At 43.2% G+C, this 20695-nt stretch carries 16 protein-coding genes; 2 read left to right on the plus strand and 14 right to left on the minus strand.

Annotated features, from left to right (window positions below; all coding sequences use genetic code 11):
* Positions 1 to 1480 precede the first annotated feature (1480 nt).
* The 11 genes from AAC147_RS08140 to AAC147_RS08190 form a co-directional block, all read right to left on the minus strand.
* Positions 1481 to 2644 carry an FAD-dependent monooxygenase gene (locus AAC147_RS08140; protein ID WP_047680054.1) on the minus strand — a complete coding sequence of 388 codons (1164 nt, stop codon included), beginning with the start codon at positions 2642 to 2644 and terminating at the stop codon, positions 1481 to 1483.
* Positions 2641 to 9837 (minus strand): amino acid adenylation domain-containing protein, encoded by a 7197-nt coding sequence (locus AAC147_RS08145; protein ID WP_052189430.1) that lies wholly within the window; start codon positions 9835 to 9837, stop codon positions 2641 to 2643. Before AAC147_RS08145 ends, AAC147_RS08140 begins: the two co-directional genes overlap by 4 nt.
* 300 nt (positions 9838 to 10137) lie before the next feature.
* Positions 10138 to 10263 carry a hypothetical protein gene (locus AAC147_RS08150; RefSeq protein WP_255347632.1) on the minus strand — a complete coding sequence of 42 codons (126 nt, stop codon included), beginning with the start codon at positions 10261 to 10263 and terminating at the stop codon, positions 10138 to 10140.
* 133 nt (positions 10264 to 10396) lie between these two features.
* On the minus strand, positions 10397 to 11938 hold the full coding sequence (locus tag AAC147_RS08155) for an NAD(P)/FAD-dependent oxidoreductase (RefSeq protein WP_047680056.1): 1542 nt from the start codon (positions 11936 to 11938) through the stop codon (positions 10397 to 10399).
* Between the two features lie 83 nt (positions 11939 to 12021).
* Positions 12022 to 12363: a DUF805 domain-containing protein gene (locus AAC147_RS08160; RefSeq protein ID WP_047680058.1), complete on the minus strand. Its 342-nt coding sequence runs from the start codon at positions 12361 to 12363 to the stop codon at positions 12022 to 12024.
* A 124-nt stretch (positions 12364 to 12487) separates the two neighbouring features.
* The gene (locus tag AAC147_RS08165) at positions 12488 to 13774 is read right to left on the minus strand and encodes a 4-aminobutyrate--2-oxoglutarate transaminase (RefSeq protein ID WP_047680059.1); all 1287 of its coding nucleotides are present in this window, start codon (positions 13772 to 13774) and stop codon (positions 12488 to 12490) included.
* A gap of 16 nt (positions 13775 to 13790) precedes the next feature.
* Positions 13791 to 14561, minus strand: coding sequence for a cache domain-containing protein (locus AAC147_RS08170; RefSeq protein WP_047680061.1), 771 nt, complete (start codon positions 14559 to 14561; stop codon positions 13791 to 13793).
* Positions 14562 to 14614: 53 nt separating this feature from the next.
* Entirely contained in the window at positions 14615 to 15352 is a 738-nt protein-coding gene (locus AAC147_RS08175) for a FadR/GntR family transcriptional regulator (RefSeq protein WP_047680063.1), read from the minus strand.
* A 53-nt stretch (positions 15353 to 15405) separates the two neighbouring features.
* On the minus strand, positions 15406 to 16179 hold the full coding sequence (locus AAC147_RS08180; protein WP_047680065.1) for a nuclear transport factor 2 family protein: 774 nt from the start codon (positions 16177 to 16179) through the stop codon (positions 15406 to 15408).
* Positions 16180 to 16194: 15 nt separating this feature from the next.
* On the minus strand, positions 16195 to 17625 hold the full coding sequence (locus tag AAC147_RS08185) for a gamma-aminobutyraldehyde dehydrogenase (protein WP_047680067.1): 1431 nt from the start codon (positions 17623 to 17625) through the stop codon (positions 16195 to 16197).
* A 266-nt stretch (positions 17626 to 17891) separates the two neighbouring features.
* On the minus strand, positions 17892 to 18230 hold the full coding sequence (locus tag AAC147_RS08190) for a hypothetical protein (protein WP_052189433.1): 339 nt from the start codon (positions 18228 to 18230) through the stop codon (positions 17892 to 17894).
* A gap of 20 nt (positions 18231 to 18250) precedes the next feature.
* On the opposite strand from AAC147_RS08190, the gene AAC147_RS08195 reads away from it, so the two are divergent.
* Positions 18251 to 18382 (plus strand): hypothetical protein, encoded by a 132-nt coding sequence (locus AAC147_RS08195; RefSeq protein ID WP_255347633.1) that lies wholly within the window; start codon positions 18251 to 18253, stop codon positions 18380 to 18382.
* Positions 18383 to 18492: 110 nt separating this feature from the next.
* Here AAC147_RS08195 and AAC147_RS08200 read toward each other — a convergent pair whose 3' ends face one another.
* From AAC147_RS08200 to AAC147_RS08210, 3 genes are all read right to left on the minus strand, one after another.
* Entirely contained in the window at positions 18493 to 18927 is a 435-nt protein-coding gene (locus AAC147_RS08200; RefSeq protein WP_047680069.1) for a GNAT family N-acetyltransferase, read from the minus strand.
* A 60-nt stretch (positions 18928 to 18987) separates the two neighbouring features.
* Positions 18988 to 19293 (minus strand): hypothetical protein, encoded by a 306-nt coding sequence (locus tag AAC147_RS08205; protein ID WP_047680071.1) that lies wholly within the window; start codon positions 19291 to 19293, stop codon positions 18988 to 18990.
* Between the two features lie 62 nt (positions 19294 to 19355).
* Positions 19356 to 19721: a glyoxalase/bleomycin resistance/dioxygenase family protein gene (locus AAC147_RS08210; RefSeq protein ID WP_231571357.1), complete on the minus strand. Its 366-nt coding sequence runs from the start codon at positions 19719 to 19721 to the stop codon at positions 19356 to 19358.
* A gap of 142 nt (positions 19722 to 19863) precedes the next feature.
* On the opposite strand from AAC147_RS08210, the gene ydfG reads away from it, so the two are divergent.
* Complete coding sequence (gene ydfG / locus AAC147_RS08215; RefSeq protein ID WP_047680075.1) at positions 19864 to 20610, plus strand: bifunctional NADP-dependent 3-hydroxy acid dehydrogenase/3-hydroxypropionate dehydrogenase YdfG; 747 nt, start codon at positions 19864 to 19866, stop codon at positions 20608 to 20610.
* Positions 20611 to 20695: the final 85 nt, after the last annotated feature.

Here is a 20695-nt window from a genome sequence, read left to right on the forward strand (position 1 = left end):
TTCCAGGTTTCCAGCAACAAGGTACGTTCAGCCTCAGATAACCCATTAAACTTTCCCGCAAATATGTCATCACTCATCTTTCCTGACGACACATTCACTAACCCCGCTTCAAGGGTATTTCCCATGTTGGTAATACTGTCTTTCATCTACTTACTACCTCAACGAATCTATTGGATATTTGAAAATTGTTATTCCCAGAAACCATCAAAAATGTTTTTCTTTTATTCTTAGGAGAAATAACAACGGGCACGCCAAGCATCGAAAGATGCTCAGGCAATATTTTTCTCAGGTGTTGGATGTCATATTCCGGTTAATAACCGAACAACAAAAAATTATGTGACAATCATTTTCCAGACAGCGGAATAAATGGTTAATTTGATGAACGGGAAGAAGATATTCCATTTTTTTCTTTTTTTTCCTTTTTTAGATAAGCGTCTTTGATCTAACGCAATTTTTTATTAATTGACGCTGAATTCCACAACTAAATAAAAATGGATATTGAATATATCTACTGGCATGAACGCTAAGTCCTTGCTGTATTTTTTCCATTTAGTATTAATTTCTAATTGAAATTATTTCAGATAAAATCTGGAGATGATAAATATTAATAGCATCTAACAATCAAGGAATAAGGTAATTCGAATAAAAATATCATTTATCATTATGTTGTAATAAGTTCATGTATACTTTCCCATATAAAAAATAAACTAACTTCACTACATATTATTTTATAATAATCAAATTTCACAACTAATGTAAATGTAAACATTAATTATATTTAATGCCAAAATGAAAATATTTCAAATAAACACTAATAATAGGAAAATATTATGAATGTGAAAATTCATTTAATTAAATACCTATGACAAAAAATATTAAAATAAAAAATAATATAACTAATTATTTGCTGTATATATCTCTTATTTCCATTAATGGCAAAATGAGTGACATGATCTAATTAGCCTTGATGATTGCTCTGGATGGGATGATTGAGAATTTGGCATTATTCCGACATCTCGTTTTGAATATGCTCAAACCAAGTGATTGGGGGCCAGACAAAGAAATAAGCTCAAAAAAGCAGGCTGGAGGGATAATTATCGTGCAAAAATAAGGGGTGGCTTAGGAACGACAAAATAAGATTTTCTTTCTAAGAAATCGAGGATTTATTGTTGAACAATCATGTCCATATCAAGACCCGGATGGTTTGGATTTAGAGAAAATTACTGAAACTCTTCAATAATCTTCCGGCTAATTAAAATGGCCGAAACGACTTGATGTCCGTTCCGACCTTGGCACTGCCTATGCGACAGAATCACCCGCTAGGTTTACATGCTTCCTGCCTAGCGGGTGACAGTGTAACTTGGTAATCACATTAATACAGATAAAATTACGTACAGATAAAAGTACATTTAGCAGCTCATTCTATTCCTCACTAAATCTATCCTTCACTAAATAAAGTGCCCCCCAGTTCTTTTATGCTCTAAAGATCTTCCATAGGAAAATTTAATGAGTTTTCGAGACTTTTTTTGAGTTTTTCCGTTGGCACAAAGCGTAAAGACAAATCTCTTTTTAAACGATGAAAAATACGATCCTCTTGCTCAGTTTCACTCAGCATTCTTGATGTATTAACTAACATTTCAGCCCTTGGAATACGAATTTGTTCGTATCGACGCAAAGCAGAAATTGGGTCTGACTGCTGCCTGAATACATGCCCTAAAACAGCAGCGTCTTCGATAGCCATACCCGCACCTTGACCAAGGCTTGTCAACATAGGATGAGCCGCATCTCCTAAAAGCGTAATTCTGCCTTTTCCCCAGAGGGGTGAGAAAGGCCTATCTTGTGCAGAGACAGAAATGATATTTTCGGCTGGAGTCTGTGAGATAATATCAGAAACAATAGACGGCCATCCTTCATAATATGTCAGGATGTCTTGATTATTACCTTGCCATTTGCGGGCCTGCTCAGTATGCATGTTTGCAGTTCCCCACCAGTATACTTCACCTCCATCTATATCAATCAAACCTATTCGTTTTCCTGCTCCCCAATAATGACCAACGTAACCAGGTGTTATCTGCGGATGTTGATAACGAGTAATAGCCAACCAACAGATATAATCGGCTGAACGAACCGGCTTATTCCCTTGGATATAGTCGCGAACAAAAGAGTAGATCCCATCAGCACCAATGAGCAAATCTCCATGTGCTTCTCTGCCATCAGCAAAACGGACAGAAATACCATCATCGCTCTCGGAAATTTCGGTGGCCTTAGCGCCGACATGGATAATATGTTTATCAAGTTGCTGTAGCAGAGCTTCCTGCAATGCTTTACGTGATATACAAACACTATCGAATCCATTAGAAGACGAGATTTCAGGTATTGGTAATTTGCGTATCAGACGATCTCGGACGTTCCTAATTTCAAAACACTTAATGGGAGCACCAAAGTGCTCCAATTTCAGATTAATACCGATAGAGGATAAAGCAGCAACAGCATTAGACATCACAGACAAACCCGAACCTGCTGTACGTAAAGTTGGAGCCTGTTCATAAACTTCAACAACACAGCCAATTCGCTGTAACACTATAGCAGCCGTTAACCCACCAATTCCTGCTCCAATGACAATCACTTTTAATTGACGATTCATACTTCCTCCGAAACCAATAAGGCTTGTTTTGTGGGTGAGAACGCCCCCATTTTTCGAAGGATTGTTTTTGCAACTTCCTCCACATAAGGCTCTTCCATAATTTCCAAATGATCACCTGACACATCAATAACATTGATACGGCCCGTTGTCTTACTCTCCCAGCCATTTTTAGGATCGCGATACTCACTTCTTACCGTATCATGCATAGAACGTAATACTTCAGGTAATGGACTCGTTGCATGTAATAACGTCATATTGATATCTGCCTTACAAGCGGCATAATCTGTAGCCGCTTTCCAATTGGTCTGATACACATCAAATAATCTTTGTACGACGGCCCGAGAACTGCCTTGTGGAATGACTCCTGTGGCAATTGCATGCTCTGTGATGTATTCGAATCGTTCCTGTAAAGAAGTGATATGCTCCGGTACAATCTGCTCAGGGAGAGTCGCTCCTTCATTAATCCATAATAATTCCCAGAAAAACCATCGCAACAGTGCTTCCTCATTCACTTTTTCCTGAGACTCCACGTTAAGAGCAACCGTATCTAAGACGAAAAGATTTGCGACTTCTTCTCCGTGCTCTTTCAACTGACGCGCCATCTCGAATGCGACAAATCCGCCATAAGACCAGCCACCGATTGAATATGGGCCATGTGGCTGGATTTGACGTATGGCCTCCAGATAATTTGTCGCTTGTTCTTGTATACTGGTCAATGGCTTAGATCCTGCGTCCACGCCGTAAGCCTGCAACGCATAGAAAGGCTGATCTTCGGGAAAATACTTCACTAACCGTAAGTAAGACAATACATTGCCCCCCATTGGGTGGACAAAAAACAATGGACGTTTATGACCCGCAGTACGCATGGGAACAAGAGGACTGAATTTTGGATAACCTCCTTTTTCCCTGACATGCACAGCTAATTGTGCGACAGTTGGGTTACTAATAAAAAGGGACAAAGGAATGCTGACACCGAAATGTTTATCTACCAAAACGACCATTCTCATGGCTGTCAATGACGTACCACCATTATCAAACAAATTTTGATGGATAGATAAACTGGGTATTTTCAATAAATCCGCAGCCAGATCACACAATACTTGTTCATAGTTGTCTCGAGGTGCAATATCTTCTACATCATTATGCCCATGGATGATCCGCATATTACGTAATGCCGTATCATCACGTTTTCCACCGGGAGTCTTAGGCAGTGATTCTAACCACTCTATTTGGGAAGGGAGCATGTGCTTAGGAAGCATGTCAGATAAATGCTGTTGTACCCGCACTGTAAATGCTTCGTTTTTATCTCCAACCAAGAATGCGACCAGAAAACCATCATTTTCACCGTGCTGTTGAACGACAACAGCAACGTCTTTTAGTACTTCATTAGCATCAGGTGTACTCAATACCGCTAATTCTATTTCCGCCAGCTCAACACGATAGCCACGAACTTTAATCTGAGTATCCTTGCGGCCTAAATAAAGAATATTGCCATCCTTAAGCTTCACACCCAGATCACCAGTACGATACAGTGGCTCATCACCGTCTTTGAGCATAATAAAGCGTTCTGCGGTTAGTTCTGGCTGACGGTAATAACCTAGTGCGACCGGTAAACCACGAGCGTAAATTTCACCTTGCTCACCAGATGCGACTTCTTCTAATTGACTGTTAAGGAGTACAACATCTGAATTGGTAATACTTTTACCAATAGGGGGAAGCGCAGGGAAGGACTGTGGAACTCCCTCCATCGTAAATGCAGTGATGACATGCGTTTCCGTTGGACCATATTGGTTCTCAAGAATACCGTTATTTATTTGACCAATAAACAGACGGATATCTTCTGTGACCCGAAGTTGTTCACCGGATGAAATAACCACTTTCAGGTTTTTTGGGTAAGTATCCAATGCGACTGCTGTTTCAGCCAATTGTTGCAGTGCAACGTAAGGCAAGTAAATTCTTTCTGTCTGGTAGTTATTGATAATATGCAGTAACTGCAAAGGATCACGCCGTTCATCTTCACTAATCAGGTGTAATTCGCCGCCAGAAGTCAGTGTAGAGAAGATTTCCTGAAATGAAACATCAAAACTCAACGGTGCATACTGTAAGGTAGAACGAATATTCTTACCCGTATGCGTTTCATTCTGCCAGACAATCAAATTCGACAGGCTACGATGCGGCATTGTCACCCCTTTGGGTTTGCCCGTTGAACCTGAGGTAAACAGTAAATAAGCCGGCTGCTCAGGGACTATTTCTCTATCCGGTATATGTTTATTTATATTACCGTTTGTCAACATGTCTGCCCTTATGGTCGGGACTGTCACCATGTTGAGTAATGTATCGGATTTATCATTAACAATTGCTAATACCGGCTGAGCCTGTTCCACCATTGCTTCAATACGCTGAGTTGGATAACTCAGATCTAATGGTAAGCAGATTCCGCCTGCTCTCATTACACCAATCAGTGATGCAACGAGTGTCGGAGAACGTTCAAGAACAATAGCAACCGGTGTATTTTGAACAACTCCCTTAGAAATCAGTTCAGAAGCAATTTTACCGGATTCTGACCAGAGTTTTTCATAACTCCATTGCACACCATGATAACGAATCGCGATTGCATTAGGTTGCTCCCGTACGTTCTTCGCAATCATGTCCAACGTTGATATGAATTTTGAGGATGGTATTTCCTTTCTTCTTGGTGTGAGTGGCTGGCTTAGGGTTGCCGGCTGATCACCACTATTGACCATTCTGTTCAATATGGTCATATAAGTGTCCATATAAGTGTCAGCCTGCATTTGTGAGAAAACATTGCCGTCAAAATCACATCGTAAATAATGTTGGCCTGTGATGAAATCAGTCATGACATTGAACAGTATTTCAAAGTTAGTTTCTTCCCACGGATCAAACCCGATGAGGGATAAATCAGGGCCACCAAATATTTCCTTTAATATATGGAATCGAATGTAGTTAAACGCAGAACTTATTTTCGCACCTTCACCTGCTACTTGCTGGATAGCATTAAGTGGATATTTACGGTATGGAGCATGACGCTGTTCAGCACTAAATACAGAGTGGATACACTCTTTCCATGTTTTGTTCAATGCAGAGAAACGCACAGGGAGTGTATTAAGAAACAAACCGAGCGTTTGCTCTGAATTCTGTGCATCCGGTCTTCCATGAGTGACTAATCCAGTCGCAATTTCATCCTGAGCAGTCACCTTGGCCACAGTTAAACAATGCGCAGCAAAGAATACTGATTTAATTGAAACATGCTCATGCTGTACTAAGATCTCCAGCTTTTTTTCCATTTCTTTTGGAATAATTGCCTTTTTTGAAAAAATTCGATTTTCTGGCAAACTTTCATACAATCGGTAGCTGGAAAATTGGGTTCGGGGAAGTCGATTAAACATGTTCTTCCAAAACACTTGATGTTCCTGATCTTGTAATGCATGAATTTCATCTTGTATATACAAAGCGGGTGATGGAATTACATCAGTTTCAGAAAAATATGTTCCCTCATTCAAGTAACGAAAAAAGAGTTCACGTATTAAATTGGCCACACTACCACCATCCAAAAGGGCATGATGGAAACTGAACACCATCTCTATAGTGTCTGCGGTTTTGAATAAGTTGATGTGATATAATGGCGCACGATCAAATTGGTAGTCTTGACGACTGTTTTTCTCCATGTGCTCTTTGATAATTTGTTCAGATTCAGCCAATGTCAATAAGCTGAGATCCTGAATCTCTATGGCATTATCAAGATCGATACTGTGATTGATGATTTGCAAAGGTTCGCTGAAATCGGCCAGGTTAAAGTGTGAACGAAGAACAGGATGACGTTGGATAGTCGCTGCTGCACTTTTGCGAAAGATTTCAGGTTCCCACTTTCCTTTCAGGGTATAGCGGAAAACATCTTTATAAGTGGCAAGGCTTTTACTCTGCTGGCTGTGATATATCAGGCCAAGTTGGAGTTGGGTGACAGGGAATGCATCCTCATATTGAGAAAGTGCTGCCCGCTCTTTTTCTTTGATCAGTGCGAAAGGAGATAATTCAACGGTTCTTTGAATTTCACGGTCAGAGTCAATTTGTTGGCTCAGCTCAGCTATCGTCAAATACTGTGATAATTCAGAAAGAGTGACATTTATTCCCGCCTTTTCAGCATCAGAACGCACTTTCAACATTAAGATTGAGTCACCACCTAATGTATAAAAATTATCCTGCACACTGAGTTGTTCAATCTTTAATACCCGTTTCCAAATCTCTGCTAGTTGATATTCTGTTTCTGTCTGAACATCATCATGGTGACTCAAAACTTCTGTTTCCGCCAATGCGCCAAGCGCCCCACGATCGACTTTACCATTTGGTGTAAGAGGAATATAAGGAACCTGGAAAAATTTCAGAGGAACCATGAAATCAGGTAGAAATCCCAGTAAGATTTTACGCAGTTTTTCAGAAGTAAAATTCGGGTTAATTGCTACATCATGATTAGTTATCATATAGTATGCGCAAAGATAAGTATCATCATTATTGTTCTTCTGTGGTAAAACTTCCGCCTGACTAATTCCCTGAATATGCTCAAGCGTGTTTTGTACCTCTCCCAACTCGATACGATTACCTCTGATTTTTACCTGATTATCAATTCTTCCCAAATATTCGATGCTACCGTCAGATAACCACCTTGCTAAATCCCCTGTACGATACCAGCGCTCACCTCCCTCCAAAATAAATTTTTCGTCAGTTAATTCTGGTCTATTGTGATAACCACGGGCCAATCCAACACCACTAATCTGCAACTCACCAGCGATACCGATTGATTGCCGAGTGCCATGCTGAGACATAATTCTCAGTGAAATGTTGTTGATTGGAAAACCAATAGGTACCCGCTTGATCACTTCATTATTTTCAGGAAGAAATTCAAAATACGATACATCGACGGTTGCCTCTGTTGGGCCATAGAGATTGATCAAAGCGGGTGCATTTAACCCAAAAGAGGAAAAAATATTACGGAACTGATTAACCCGTGTAGAAGGTAACGCTTCACCGCTGGTGAATACACGGCGCAGACTGGTTAATCTCTCTACTAACTCAGGTTCGGCTTCCAGAATATCTAAGAAAGGCTGGAGCATAGAAGGGACAAAATGCAATGTCGTCACATGATGTGTACTGATCGCTTTTATGATCTCTAAGGGGTCTTTGTGAGCACCCGGTGGTAATAAGTGAACAGATGCCCCAGAAATCGACCACCAAAATAATTCCCAAACAGATACGTCGAATGAAATCGGTGTTTTTTGTAGTATCACATCTGTGTTATCCAATGGATAACGTTCCTGCATCCATTCAATCCGGTTTACCACTGAATAATGATTAATCATCACGCCTTTCGGCTGACCGGTAGAGCCTGATGTATAAATCATATATGCCAGAGAATCCGCTGTAGATAAGTTGAGCTGCTTTACATTCTCCTGCGCTGAAATGTTACCTCCATCAATAATGATATAAGATGGAGCAATTAAAGACTGATTAATTTTGTCGGAGATGATGACCGTGACACCACTGTCCTTCAACATATAATCAATCCGCTCCTGCGGATAATTGGGATCTACGGGTAAGTAGGCAGCGCCTGCTTTTAATACCGCAAAGATAGCGGTTAACATATCTGTGCTGCGATCCATTAAGATGGCAACGATGTCTCCTTTCCTCACCCCCTCTTTCAGTAAAACCATCACCATATTATCGATCCGGGTCTGAAACTGAGTATAAGTAAGTGCAGGCTGACCACCAGAATTTGCGATAGCGACGGTTTCCCCGTGTAATGAAACCTGCTTATCAAATAACGTTGATAAAGTCTCTTGCTGCGAGAATTCTGTGATTGGCCCTTGCTCAAAAAGCGCCAATTGAGCCATTTCTTCTGCCGAAGAGAGGCTTACTTGTGAAACAGCTTGTGTGGGTGAGGCAATCAATTGTTTGGTAATACGCTCTAAGGAAGCTGTAAATGTTTCGAATGGATAATCATCATCGAAAACATCTGCCGCGCCGGTGATATCAACAGCGACTTCACTATTGCCCCCATAGGTATGTACGTGGATCGCGATAGCATCATTTTCATGGGCTGTTGCCGCCGCATAGATATCTTCGTTTTTATAGGTATCACGAGAAGTCGCTGTTATAGGTGAATGGTTATAAGATACAGTGACATCAAACCCTTGACGCTTTGTCGGTCCCATAGACTTAAGTAAACGCCCAAGAGGAATATGCTCAAACGTTTTTAGTTTTGTGATTTCTGTTTTAATACGAGCTGCCAACTCAATAAGGGTATCCTCTGCATTGACCTCAATAGCCAATGGCAGAGTATTAGCCCATTGACCTGCAATATTAAGTTGATTAATACGGCGGTTAAGCAACGGGATACCTATGGTTAGCTTGGTGTTATTATGTATTCGTGATAATAAAATAGTTACCGCAGACATAATAACTTGGTAGGGATTCACTCCTTGAGAAATAGATTTCTCAACATCAGCCTTAGCCAGTATATATCGATGCTGTATGAAACAAGATAAATGAGTTTTCTTTCTCCGATTAAAAAAAACGGGCTCGTGGCGTTGTGTAAGCAAAGCCAATTCTGTTATTTGTTGTTCTATTTCTGGTTTTGACAGAATTGTTTTTTGTTCAATGATTGCTGAGATATATTTCTCAGAATTGTGAGACAAACCTCTCGGATTAATTTCATTATTCTGATAGTAATCAGCAATTTTTTCTGCTAACTGGTTTATTCCCCAACCATCACAAACAATATGATGGGCACGAAGAAAAATAGCTATACCCCCATTTTTCAGATTTCGTAACAGGGCGATCTCAAGGAGTGATTTATCATCCAGATTAAAAACGCGCTCTGACCATTTTTTAAAGAGGACAGCAACATCTTCACCTTCTGCATCAATGACCTCTGCTTGATTGTCGGTAATATTTTGTATCTGCTGACTTAACACACCCTCTTGTTCAATAATGCGCAATCGGCATGTCACATCATGACTAAGAACTTTATTAACTGAATAAAAAAGTTTTTCAAAGTTAATATTTTCTTTTAATATTCTTGCGATGGATATTGTGAATTGACTACTTTCTGGATTACGTTGAGATTCATAACAAATTTCTTTTTGATACTGAGTAAGAGGTACAACTGGTAATGTGTTCATAGCTACTGACGTTCTAATTTAGAAAGCTATATTTTATTAATTACATTCTCCTCGGCACAATGCCTATTAGTTTATATTGCATTATATTTTCTCTTAAGGGTTTAATAAAACTCGGTTGATAGTGTGTGTATCGTGCAGAAATCGATCCATCAATCGCCTGCTGCTGTAATTCCATTACGGTATGCAATTTTAGTTATTACTTTATTACTCTATCCAGAGCTATAATTAACAGCTCTGGATCTTAATAAGATGTATTCTCTATTCAATAAAAGTACTTTCAATAAAAATACTATTCACTGTTCAACAAGGCCAATTCATCCGCCTATTTTCCAGAGCGCCACTTAACCATCCTGCATCACTATCAGCAGGTAATGTTTCCTCTATATTTTTAAGTGCTTCAATACGCTGAGTATTACCATTCTTCATCCATCTCAGTGTCGCGACTAACCGGAATTATTCGAGATAACTCTCCACGCTGGTTATACGTACGGCAATTATGGTGTCCATCATTTACATCAATCGTGACCTTCTCTATTATCGGCTAATGGAAGACAGCCACTCAAAACGAAACCATATCTGCCGGATTAAATATACTTCTCGCTCCCAGAGCACCTTTAATCAATGGAATAACCATCGGAGAAAAGTAGGAACCCAACGGGATACTCAAGTGGTCAATGCGGGTAAGCATGGTAAAATCGTGGTTGCGTCCGGTGAGATCATCGCTGATGGCTTTGCCAATGCGCACCGTCTGCGCCACTCCATGACCACTCCAACCATGCACCATATACACTGGGACGCTGTCACCACTTTTGCGGGCATCGGTAGCACCATTCAGGGTCAGATCGCTGATCCCGCCCCAGGAGTATTCCAGTTCGGGATTTTCCAGATACGGGAACACGGTCTTGATACGATCTAATAAATAATTGTTCACATCACGCGGAGACCAAGAGTTCCCAGTGCCCTGTCCACCGAAGAGCAGACGGTTGTCGCGCACTGCTCGATAATAATCTATCTGTAACTGTGTATCGTAGACCGGCAGATCTGACGGGAGCAACTTTTTGATATCCATTGATAAAGGTGGAGTTACCGCTATATAGGTGAAAAAAGGCACTGTAGTGGAAGGACCGGAGATAAACTCACTGCTGGAACCATGTACTCCCAGTACCACCGCTTTACTTGCCCTGATAGCTCCCCGCTCAGTTTCTATAACCGTACGGTTGGCATCTTGCCTGATTTTCATCACTTTCGTACCGTCATAAACTCGTCCCCCCAGTCTGGCAAAGCCATAAATCAGGCCTCGCAGCAGCGCCAGAGGCTGAACCTGTCCACCAATGCTGTCGATATTGGCACCATGATAGATACCCGAACTCACATACTCTTCCTGCAATTCATGTGGCCCAACAATCTTTACCGTCGTATCTCCCAACTGACACCGGGCATCGGCATTAGCCACCAATGGTCCCATATGACCTGAATGTATCGCTGCTGTAATATGACCGTATTTGCGATCGCATTCAAAACCGTAACGCTCGCAGAGTTCATCCACAAGATCCATTGCTTCAACTGATGCAAAACGCCATAAACGTTTGGCTTCATTGAGTGAGAACTTCTCCAGTATAGTTTCCGCTCCCCAACGGGCTATACCGGGTGTCATCTGTCCCCCATTACGGCCAGAAGCGCCTGAACCGATGCTATCCTTTTCGACCAGAATCACATCCACCCCCGCTTCTGCAAGATGCAGCGCTGTGGAAGCCCCTAGCAACCCGCCACCAATGACTACAACTTCACAACTCTGATCTTTAGAAAAGCCACCAAAAGCTGGCCAATCAGCCAGAGCAGCCTCATAGTAGTTGGCTGGCATGGCCTTGGCCGCTACATCTCTGTGCCAGTTCCAGATACGCGGATCCAACCCCAACCGGCTGGTTCTATGCTGTGCATCCTGCAACAGCGTCGGCCGGAATCGGTCAATATGAACGGACGGATCGTCGACCGCAGTTAAGATCTGGGCGAGCAGAGATGTTGTGGGAAGTATAGATGAAAGTACTCCCCCCCCTGCGAGCGTCGCGACAGTAGAGATAAAATTTCTTCTATTCATTGTCATTTCAGCACCCCTTTAGTGATCCGGAATCACCCGTTAGCCAGAACCGGGATATTTTCTTGTGAGTGAATTCGGTTCTCTGAACTTTATTTATTACGGTCCGCCTGCCCTTTTAGAGCCGCGAGAGCCAGTAGGATAACAGTACCGACAAACGGGATAAGATGTAACAGTAACCACCGAGCGCTACAGTTAATATCGTGCAGACGGCGGGCATTTACCGCCAGTGCTGGCAAAAATGTGAGCAACAGATAGATAGCGCTGAACCACCCTATATAAATTTCGGGATTGGCAACAGCAAACAGCCTTTCCAGGAAAGAAATGATGAGAACAGCCAAGCTCTGGAACAAAATAAAATACCAAAATTCCTTACGCCGGGCTCGCCCACTGAAACAAGCATAATTCTTTAAGACATTTAAATACCAGTGCATGATTGTCCTCTCCTGTGACCAGCAAGTTCCCCCTGCTACCACGCGCATTTTGGATTTGGGGGAAAACACTGACTCACTCAGCATTACTCTTAATCTGTTAACGAAGCATGACTTAGTTAAACCCTCACTTTCCCTCTTTACAATTCAGATCGAGCAGCACAGATTTCAGAATGTTGAGCGCTTCGTCAAAAACATCATCTTGTATGGTCAGCGGTGGAAGGAAGCGGATCACGTTGCCGTGTACACCGCATGTCAACAAAATCAGACCACGTTCCAGTGCCTTCTGACGCACCGCGTTGGTAAAAGCAGCGTCGGGTTCCTGACTGTCTTCACAGTTAAACTCCACCGCAATCATCAGCCCAAGCCCACGCACGTCAGCTATCTGTGGGACACTCGACCGCAGTTCATGCAGACATTGTTTCAACCGCTCTCCCAGTTGCGTCGCACGTGTTGCCAGTTTCTCTTCTTCGATCACATCCAACACCGCATGGCCAGCCGCAATCGCCACTGGATTACCTCCATAGGTTCCCCCCAGACCGCCCGGTACTATAGCGTCCATGAGCTCTGCCCGTCCCGTTACAGCCGCCAGCGGCAATCCCCCCGCCAGTCCTTTTGCCATCGTGGTCAGATCAGCCGCAACCTCATGATATTCCATGGCAAACAGTTTGCCCGTACGTGCGAATCCAGTCTGGATCTCATCGGCAATGAGTACAATACCGTAACGATCGGCAATTTCGCGTAGGGATTTGAGTAATTCGGAAGGTGCAGAGTAGAAACCGCCCTCTCCCTGTATCGGTTCGATGATGATGGCTGCAATGTGCATGGGATCAATATCGGTTTTGAAGAGATTTTCCAGCGCGTTCAGCGTCTGTTCCACGCTGATACCGTGCTGCTCTACCGGAAACGGAACACGGTAAACATCGCTAACCAGCGGGCCGAACCCCATTTTGTACGGCGCAACTTTGCCGGTTAATGACATACCAAGGAAGGTACGTCCATGAAAAGCACCGCTGAAAGCCACCACACCACTCCGCCCGGTAGCCGCTCGCGCGATCTTCACAGCATTTTCGACTGCCTCAGCCCCAGTAGTAACAAAGACGGTTTTCTTCACAAAATTACCTGGCACCAGACGATTCAGTCGTTCGGCTAGTGCTACATAATTTTCGTAAGGCACAACCTGATGACAGGTATGGGTAAACTGTTCCAACTGCTCTCTGGCTGCGGCAATAACGCGCGGATGACAATGACCAGTATTCACCACGGCGATACCAGCGGCAAAATCAATATAGCGTTGTCCCTGAACATCCCAGATTTCGGCATTTTTCGCGCGTTCAGCATAAACTTGTGTGGTTACGCCAACGCCTTTGGCGATAGCCGCGCTGCGCCTTTTAGCTAACATAGATTCAGTCATAAGAAAAAAATCCTGATTAATCAGAAGAATGGACTTCAGCAGACAGCACCTTGTGTGATTCAGTGTGTGGTGACGGCAAGATCACCAGACGCAATGAAGGCACTTCACCTTCGGCCGATCGGTTAATATCTTGGCTCTTCAATAATGAACCTGAACGCACTCCCGGCACAGTCGAAGTCACAACACGTGCATCATCATTAATAATCAATGCTGGCTTACCGATAGCGCCCAAAATCGGCAGAAGTAACCGATCCAACGTCGACACCAGCATATCCACTGCTGCAACACCGACAAACTCCTCACCAATAAGCACTGGATGAGCTATCGTAATCGTGTAGGCACCATTGCAGACATAATCCACATAAGGGCCGTCAATGATAGGTAGATGGCGACTGGCTGGCTGACGAAACCATTCAAATAATCGGAAATCCAAACGCTTACGCTGTTCCTGATTGTGCTCCAATTGTGCATATTGAATGATATTCCCTTCCTGACGCCACCACTCCAGCGTCCAGTACCCTTTCTCTTCCCCAATCGCTTCTGTTACCGTATAGCTGGCAAATCCCGCCCCATTACACCAAGTGTTGTTATGCAATACTTCGTGGATATGTTTTTGTAATGCCCCGCGCTGCTCCTGCGCCAATCGGATACCTTTCGTATGATATAACGGCAATTCCAATAAAATACGCGCTGTCTTATCCGCTAAAGCTGCGGTGGCCTGCTGCGCTGCGACCAAGATATCGTTCAGGATGTTCTTGGCTCGCTCTATGTGTATGTCGTTGTACATATGCCTCCCTCTTTCCTGGGATGAATGCAGCCGCGTTACTCGCGATCAGATCTCTACAGTAATGACACATCAGTATCCATACGAAATTTGCATTCAAGCAGGTGGTCGGTAATTCGGGTAATCATCTCCTGTGCCAGTCGGTAACAAGCGAGGTCATCCTCCTTATACAGAGCCGCCAAGAGTGTACGCCAGGCGGCAGCAACTTCGTTGTGAATGGCAGCCTCTCGGTACAGAAGCTCCATCAAAGGGGCCCATTCGGCTTGAATCTCCAGTTCCTGATTAGCAAGCCTGGCTGACTGTGCCTGAGATGCCAGAGTTAGCAGACAGCGCATATCTGTCTGTATACGGGCATCAGGTTGTATCGCGGCCGCAAAACTGTCGATTAGTTGCTCAAGTTTTCTCAGTTCACCCGTCGTTGAACGTTGGGCCGCAAGCCTCGCACTGTGGCCAATCACAGCACAGTGAAACTCACTGAAATCCGCCAGTTCACCCGAAGCTATCAGCCGCAACGGGTGATATTTCCGCATTATCTCAACGGAAACCTGGCACACAAAACTACCACCATGACGTCCGCGCCGTGTCTCAATCAACTGCCTGGCACGCAGTGTGTTCAGGGCGTCACGAACGGTGACCGGTGACACACCTAACAACCGCGACAGCTCGTTTTCATTAGGCAGCTGTTCATCGGTTTGTAATATACCGGAGATGATCGCGTTACTTAAACGTTCCACAACCTGTTCGGTCCGGGTCGCCTGATCAAGTGGTGCATAGACGATGGAATATGCTGTCATTCTCTAATTCCTGATCGTAATAACACGGGATTTCAGCATGTCTGCAAACAACGCTAAAAAATACCGTGGGGATGCAACGCTTGGGCATCTTCTGGTACTGGGGTGATCGCATCCCAAAGTTCAGCCACCTGGCCGTTCTCAATACGCCATAGCTCAAAGTAACTGTGACGTGCTCCAGCAATACTTCCCTCCGAATGAGTCAGAACAAACTGCCCGTCAGCGACTGTACGGTGGATTTTTGCATAATGCAGGCCCCTTCCTTCCTCTCTGAGTTGCTTAAGAAACGCAATGACCGCAGCCGTACCATCGGGAATATCGGGGCTGTGCTGGCGAAACTTCTCACCATTGGTGTAGTTACCAAACTCATCATAGTGTCCTTCGATCAGGGTTCGCGTGAAAAAGTTAACCACCAGTTCACGGTTTTTCTCCCTGTCATGGCTATAGCCCGTTTCAGTCGGGCCATCTAACTGAGTTCGGCCACTGGCGTTGGGTGCGGACTGCGGTACTAAGCCATCCCAATGCTCCACAATTAAACCATTGGCAACCCGGTACAGATCAAAACCGACCAACGGCTGATCGTCTAATCCCGTAAAACGCCCGTGGATAGCAACCAGATCACCGTCCTGTAGTACACGATAGGTTTCATGGTGTAGTTCAGGATGTGCCTGGACCAGCTCCCGCAATCCGGCAAGACCATCTTTGACCAACGGCGAATGCTCAATGAAATTTGGCGCAAAATAACGCTCAAGCGCCTCCACATCACGGTTAGTAAACAACTCGTGTTGCGCGTGCGACACCAGGTCGCGTGGAGATCTAGTTTGATTCATTGTGGGTGTCCTGTATCAGTCGTTGGAACTCATCACGTGTTTAATACGCGTATATTCATCGAAACCATAAGCTGACAGATCTTTACCGTATCCAGAGTTTTTAAAGCCACCGTGCGGAGCCTCTGCCGTAAGAGGAATATGGGTGTTAATCCAGACCGTTCCAAAATCAAGTTCACGAGACAAGCGCAACGCACGACCATGGTCGCGGGTCCAAACACTGGAGGCTAGCCCATATTTGACATCGTTAGCTTTCTCTATGGCATCTTGTTCCGTTAAAAACTTCTGCACAGTGATAACAGGACCAAAAATCTCGGTCTGAATCATTTCATCGTGCTGCTCCAAACCAGTAATCACCGTAGGTTCAAAGTAATATCCCGAACGATCAGCCTGACAGCCTCCTGTTTCGATACGGGCATGTGCGGGCAGACGTGCAATGAACCCTTTGACCTGTTCTAACTGACGAATATTATTAAGCGGCCCATACAATGCCTCTTTATCTTCTGGATCACCAAAACGGATGGCCTTAGATGCTGCTACCAGTTTAGTAATGAAGATATCGTAAACAGATTCATGTACCAGCACACGTGAAGCTGCCGTACAATCTTGACCAGCGTTGAAGTACCCCGCAGTAGCAATGATTTCCACCGCTTTGTCTATATTCGCATCGGCAAAAACAACCACTGGTGCTTTACCTCCCAGCTCCAGATGTGCTCTGGTGAGATTAGCCGCCGCCGAAGAGGCAACCTGCAAACCTGCACGTACAGAACCCGTGATGGAAACCATAGCCGCCGTTTTGTGTGAAACTACCAAGGCACCCGCGCTGGCATTACCCAACACCACGTTGAAAGTACCTGTCGGGAAGAGCGGAGCGGACAATTCAGCCAGCAACAGAGTGCTCTCCGGTGTGGTATCGCTCGGTTTAAGTACCACAGCATTACCTGCTGCCAGAGCAGGTGCTATCTTCCACACCGCCATCATCAACGGATAGTTCCACGGGGTAACCTGCCCCACTACGCCCAGCGGTTCACGCCGGATACTGGTGGTCATACCAGAAAGATATTCAGCAGTAGCCTTACCCTCCAAAAAACGAGCTGCACCAGCGAAGAAACGGATATGATCCACCGACGTCGCAACTTCCTCGGAAGCAATCAGGTGCTTGAGCTGCCCTGTATTGCGGCTTTGCACCTCAATCAAACGTTCAGCGTTTTTTTCTACTATATCAGCCAGCGCTAGCAACGCCTGCTGACGTTCCGAAGGTGTGCTGCGTCCCCATATTTTAAATGCTGCTTTAGCCGATGCATAAGCATCATCGACATCTGCTGCACTTGCGTTAGGAGAACGCGCATAAGATTTACCAGTGACCGGACTTACCAAATCAAAATATTCGGAACCTTTAGATTCAATATACTGACCATTAATAAAATGCCTGAGAGTTGGTATCGGCATTGCTACCTCCTGGTGGATTGAAGATAAGATATAACCTATGATTTAATATATTTAATGGTTGTATTATCGTCAAATTTGTAGCAAAAATGTAAAATCAAGATAATTTAGATACATACATGCAACTTTCAGCATTTCCATTAGAAAAAATATGCAAATCTGTGAGTAAGATCGAGAATTTCATATCACCAATAAAAAACAGGCAGATTGTTATAATGCAGGCGATGTTCTCGCCTGCCATGCTTGGTTATAATTTTGATCTCCCAAAATTATTCTTCTATAACTTCTTCATTTAGCCTGTTTCGGAGTATTTTCAAAACACGGTTCATGGTATGGATATCTTCCAATGATATTCCTTCTGCCAGTTGATTCATCCATGGTGCTTCCAGCGCCATGGCATGACTGAAAGCCTTGCGACCGTTTTCCGTCAATACGACCAGATACGGGTTGGTAAGTCTTGCAATACTGATGACTATGACAGGAGGTTCTGGATTTTCGTTAAGTAAGAACAGGAAAGGTCGCCTAATCGACGAAAAGAAAAAACGTATGCCGGTCATTGGTATCAACGGGCTACTGGTCATGATCCCAGCAGCCATATTTCTGAACATAAGGGCCTCTGAAAGGATGTTTGACATCTGGTTCTACACAAGTTCAGGCTCTGGAGCTAGCAATAGGCTTTGTGCAATTAACCCTGATGAGCAGAAATTTCCAGGCAGGCTTACGACTGACAGGACGTTTACGAGTAAAAATTTCCCGTTGAAAACATGGTCAGTCGCGGTTTTTTGTTCATGTTGCATGTGACTTTCTAGACCTCGACTGACAAGTATGTGTACATTGAACCCATGTTGATTAAGATCTAAAAAGTCATACCTAAACCTTGATAATAGCCAGCATCTCTTCAGTTTCCTCATCCATGCCAACCTCAACGAAACCAAAACTGGCATAAAGATTTTTCGCAACGAGATTATTCGGATCATAACTAATTGCTATTGCTTCTAACTGATTTGTGCGCCTGATTTCATCAAGCGCCAACAATAGTGCTTTACGTCCAATACCCTTGTTTTGATGGTTTTTATCCACCATAAACCGCCAAATCGTTATTCTTTGGTCAGCATCGGGGACCCACATGAAAAAACCAACGGGCTTCCCACCCAGACAAATTGCACGCGTTTGGTATGAAGAGTGAAATTTGGATTGAACAAGGGACCACACATTTTCCGCAATATAGCCAAGTTGGTCATCAGTGACTGATAGGCCGCAGATAGCTTCAAAATTGTTCTTGTTTACGTCAGTTAAGGTAATCAACTACACTGCTCCAATATAGGATTATAAGAAGGAACTATCCAAAATTTTTCTGTATTAATTTTAGTCTGTTTTTTTGAGCATTAACCCAAATAAAGGGTTATCAATAACAGGGATAACTGCAATATCGAATTTGTCTGGTTCCGGCAAAAAATCAATATCCATTAATGCAGCAAATTGTGACGTTGCCAAATGGGCTTCTTCGATATCATCGGCGTATATCACCATCCCAAACTCATTTTCATTCAGCGTCACAAATCGACGGTTACGCGTGTTAAACAGTACATAACCAACCACATCAGGATCTCTTTCAATGAGTCCTAATGTATCGAGCTCTTTCTGAAGTTTTTTTAGTTGCTTCTTTTTCATTGTAAATTTCCATTAGTTATCACTAGCCATTCTGTTACGGGTCAAAACTTAGCCGTTTCAGATTATTTTATTATCTGGAAGTTTCCCCGCAATCCGATTAAATTGCCAAATGGTTCTTCTAATTGGCACATTCCTAAACCGTTTTCGATCATCATCGGGCCTCGATATAATTTCGCGCCTATTGTCTGAAAATGCTGAATTGCTGTTTTAAGACAAGGGACTGACCAATACATAACAGTGCCATTTTTTCCTGAATAAACTTTATCATCAGCCTGCACTATCTCCAGAATAAAATCTTTTATTTTTAATAGAGTAAAATCAAATTCTTCCAGATAGATACATTCTATTCCTGGGAATGCGCGTTTATACCATTCAAGGCCTAAGTTAACATCAGGTACAGGAATTAAAAGTGTGGCTGGTTTCATCATAATTACCCTTGTTATAGTAACCTGTCAATTCTATCGTCCCGAAAGAACTTATCAAATTCTTTCTTGACTAAAGATAAAGGACTTTCTCTAATTAATAGTTAAATGAAAAAATCAGTTAACTAGCTACAAAAAGAGGGCAACTATGATTGTTTTTGTGACAGGGGCAACCGCTGGTTTTGGTGAAGCGATTACACGAAAATTCATTAAACATGGCTCTGTGGTCATTGCTACAGGACGCCGTAAAGAGCGCCTGGATAGATTAAAAGAAGAATTAGGTGAAAATGTTTATCCTATTCAGCTAGATGTAAGAAATCGAGATGCAATTGAGCAAGCTATACAGGAATTACCTGATCACTTACGTAATATTGATGTTCTTGTGAATAATGCTGGTCTTGCATTAGGGTTGGAACCAGCACATCAGGCTAACCCTGATGACTGGGAAACTATGATTGATACCAATACTAAAGGATTGGTGAACATGACCCGAAGTTTATTGCCTAAGATGGTAGAGATCAATCACGGTCATATTATTAACATTGGTTCAATAGCAGCAAGTTGGCCATATGCGGGTGGTAACGTATACGGGGCGACAAAAGCATTTGTGAAACAGTTTAGTTTAGGGCTTCGCGCTGATTTGCTAGGGAAAAATATTCGGGTAACGGATATCGAACCAGGGTTGGTTGGAGGAACAGAGTTTTCTCAGGTTCGCTTTAAAGGTGATAATGAAAAAGTGAGCAAAACTTATGAAGGTGCTGATGCCCTGACCGCTGATGATGTTGCAGAAGCTGTATTTTGGGTTGCGAATTTACCTGCCCGTGTCAATATCAATACATTAGAAATGATGCCGGTTTGCCAAACATTTGCAGGAATGAATGTACACAGGAATTAATATTCCATCTTTTGATGAATCATTAGTGTTACAAGTGTTATTTTATACTAGAGATAACGCAGGTTTTTAATACTAATGTATTTTA

The organism is Xenorhabdus sp. NBAII XenSa04 (genome assembly GCF_963866145.1).
Taxonomy (GTDB): Bacteria; Pseudomonadota; Gammaproteobacteria; order Enterobacterales; family Enterobacteriaceae; genus Xenorhabdus; species Xenorhabdus indica.

Excerpts from the sequence above, each read along its gene's own strand:
- AAC147_RS08175 (WP_047680063.1), bottom strand. The coding sequence starts at position 15,352 with ATGACAGCATATTCCATCGTCTATGCACCACTTGATCAGGCGACCCGG.
- AAC147_RS08155 (WP_047680056.1), bottom strand. The coding sequence starts at position 11,938 with ATGACAATGAATAGAAGAAATTTTATCTCTACTGTCGCGACGCTCGCA.
- AAC147_RS08140 (WP_047680054.1), bottom strand. The coding sequence starts at position 2,644 with ATGAATCGTCAATTAAAAGTGATTGTCATTGGAGCAGGAATTGGTGGG.
- AAC147_RS08190 (WP_052189433.1), bottom strand. The coding sequence starts at position 18,230 with ATGTTCAGAAATATGGCTGCTGGGATCATGACCAGTAGCCCGTTGATA.
- AAC147_RS08150 (WP_255347632.1), bottom strand. The coding sequence starts at position 10,263 with ATGAAGAATGGTAATACTCAGCGTATTGAAGCACTTAAAAATATAGAG.
- AAC147_RS08180 (WP_047680065.1), bottom strand. The coding sequence starts at position 16,179 with ATGAATCAAACTAGATCTCCACGCGACCTGGTGTCGCACGCGCAACAC.
- AAC147_RS08170 (WP_047680061.1), bottom strand. The coding sequence starts at position 14,561 with ATGTACAACGACATACACATAGAGCGAGCCAAGAACATCCTGAACGAT.
- AAC147_RS08145 (WP_052189430.1), bottom strand. The coding sequence starts at position 9,837 with ATGAACACATTACCAGTTGTACCTCTTACTCAGTATCAAAAAGAAATT.
- AAC147_RS08205 (WP_047680071.1), bottom strand. The coding sequence starts at position 19,293 with ATGAAAAAGAAGCAACTAAAAAAACTTCAGAAAGAGCTCGATACATTA.
- AAC147_RS08210 (WP_231571357.1), bottom strand. The coding sequence starts at position 19,721 with ATGATGAAACCAGCCACACTTTTAATTCCTGTACCTGATGTTAACTTA.
- ydfG (WP_047680075.1), top strand. The coding sequence starts at position 19,864 with ATGATTGTTTTTGTGACAGGGGCAACCGCTGGTTTTGGTGAAGCGATT.
- AAC147_RS08185 (WP_047680067.1), bottom strand. The coding sequence starts at position 17,625 with ATGCCGATACCAACTCTCAGGCATTTTATTAATGGTCAGTATATTGAA.
- AAC147_RS08160 (WP_047680058.1), bottom strand. The coding sequence starts at position 12,363 with ATGCACTGGTATTTAAATGTCTTAAAGAATTATGCTTGTTTCAGTGGG.
- AAC147_RS08165 (WP_047680059.1), bottom strand. The coding sequence starts at position 13,774 with ATGACTGAATCTATGTTAGCTAAAAGGCGCAGCGCGGCTATCGCCAAA.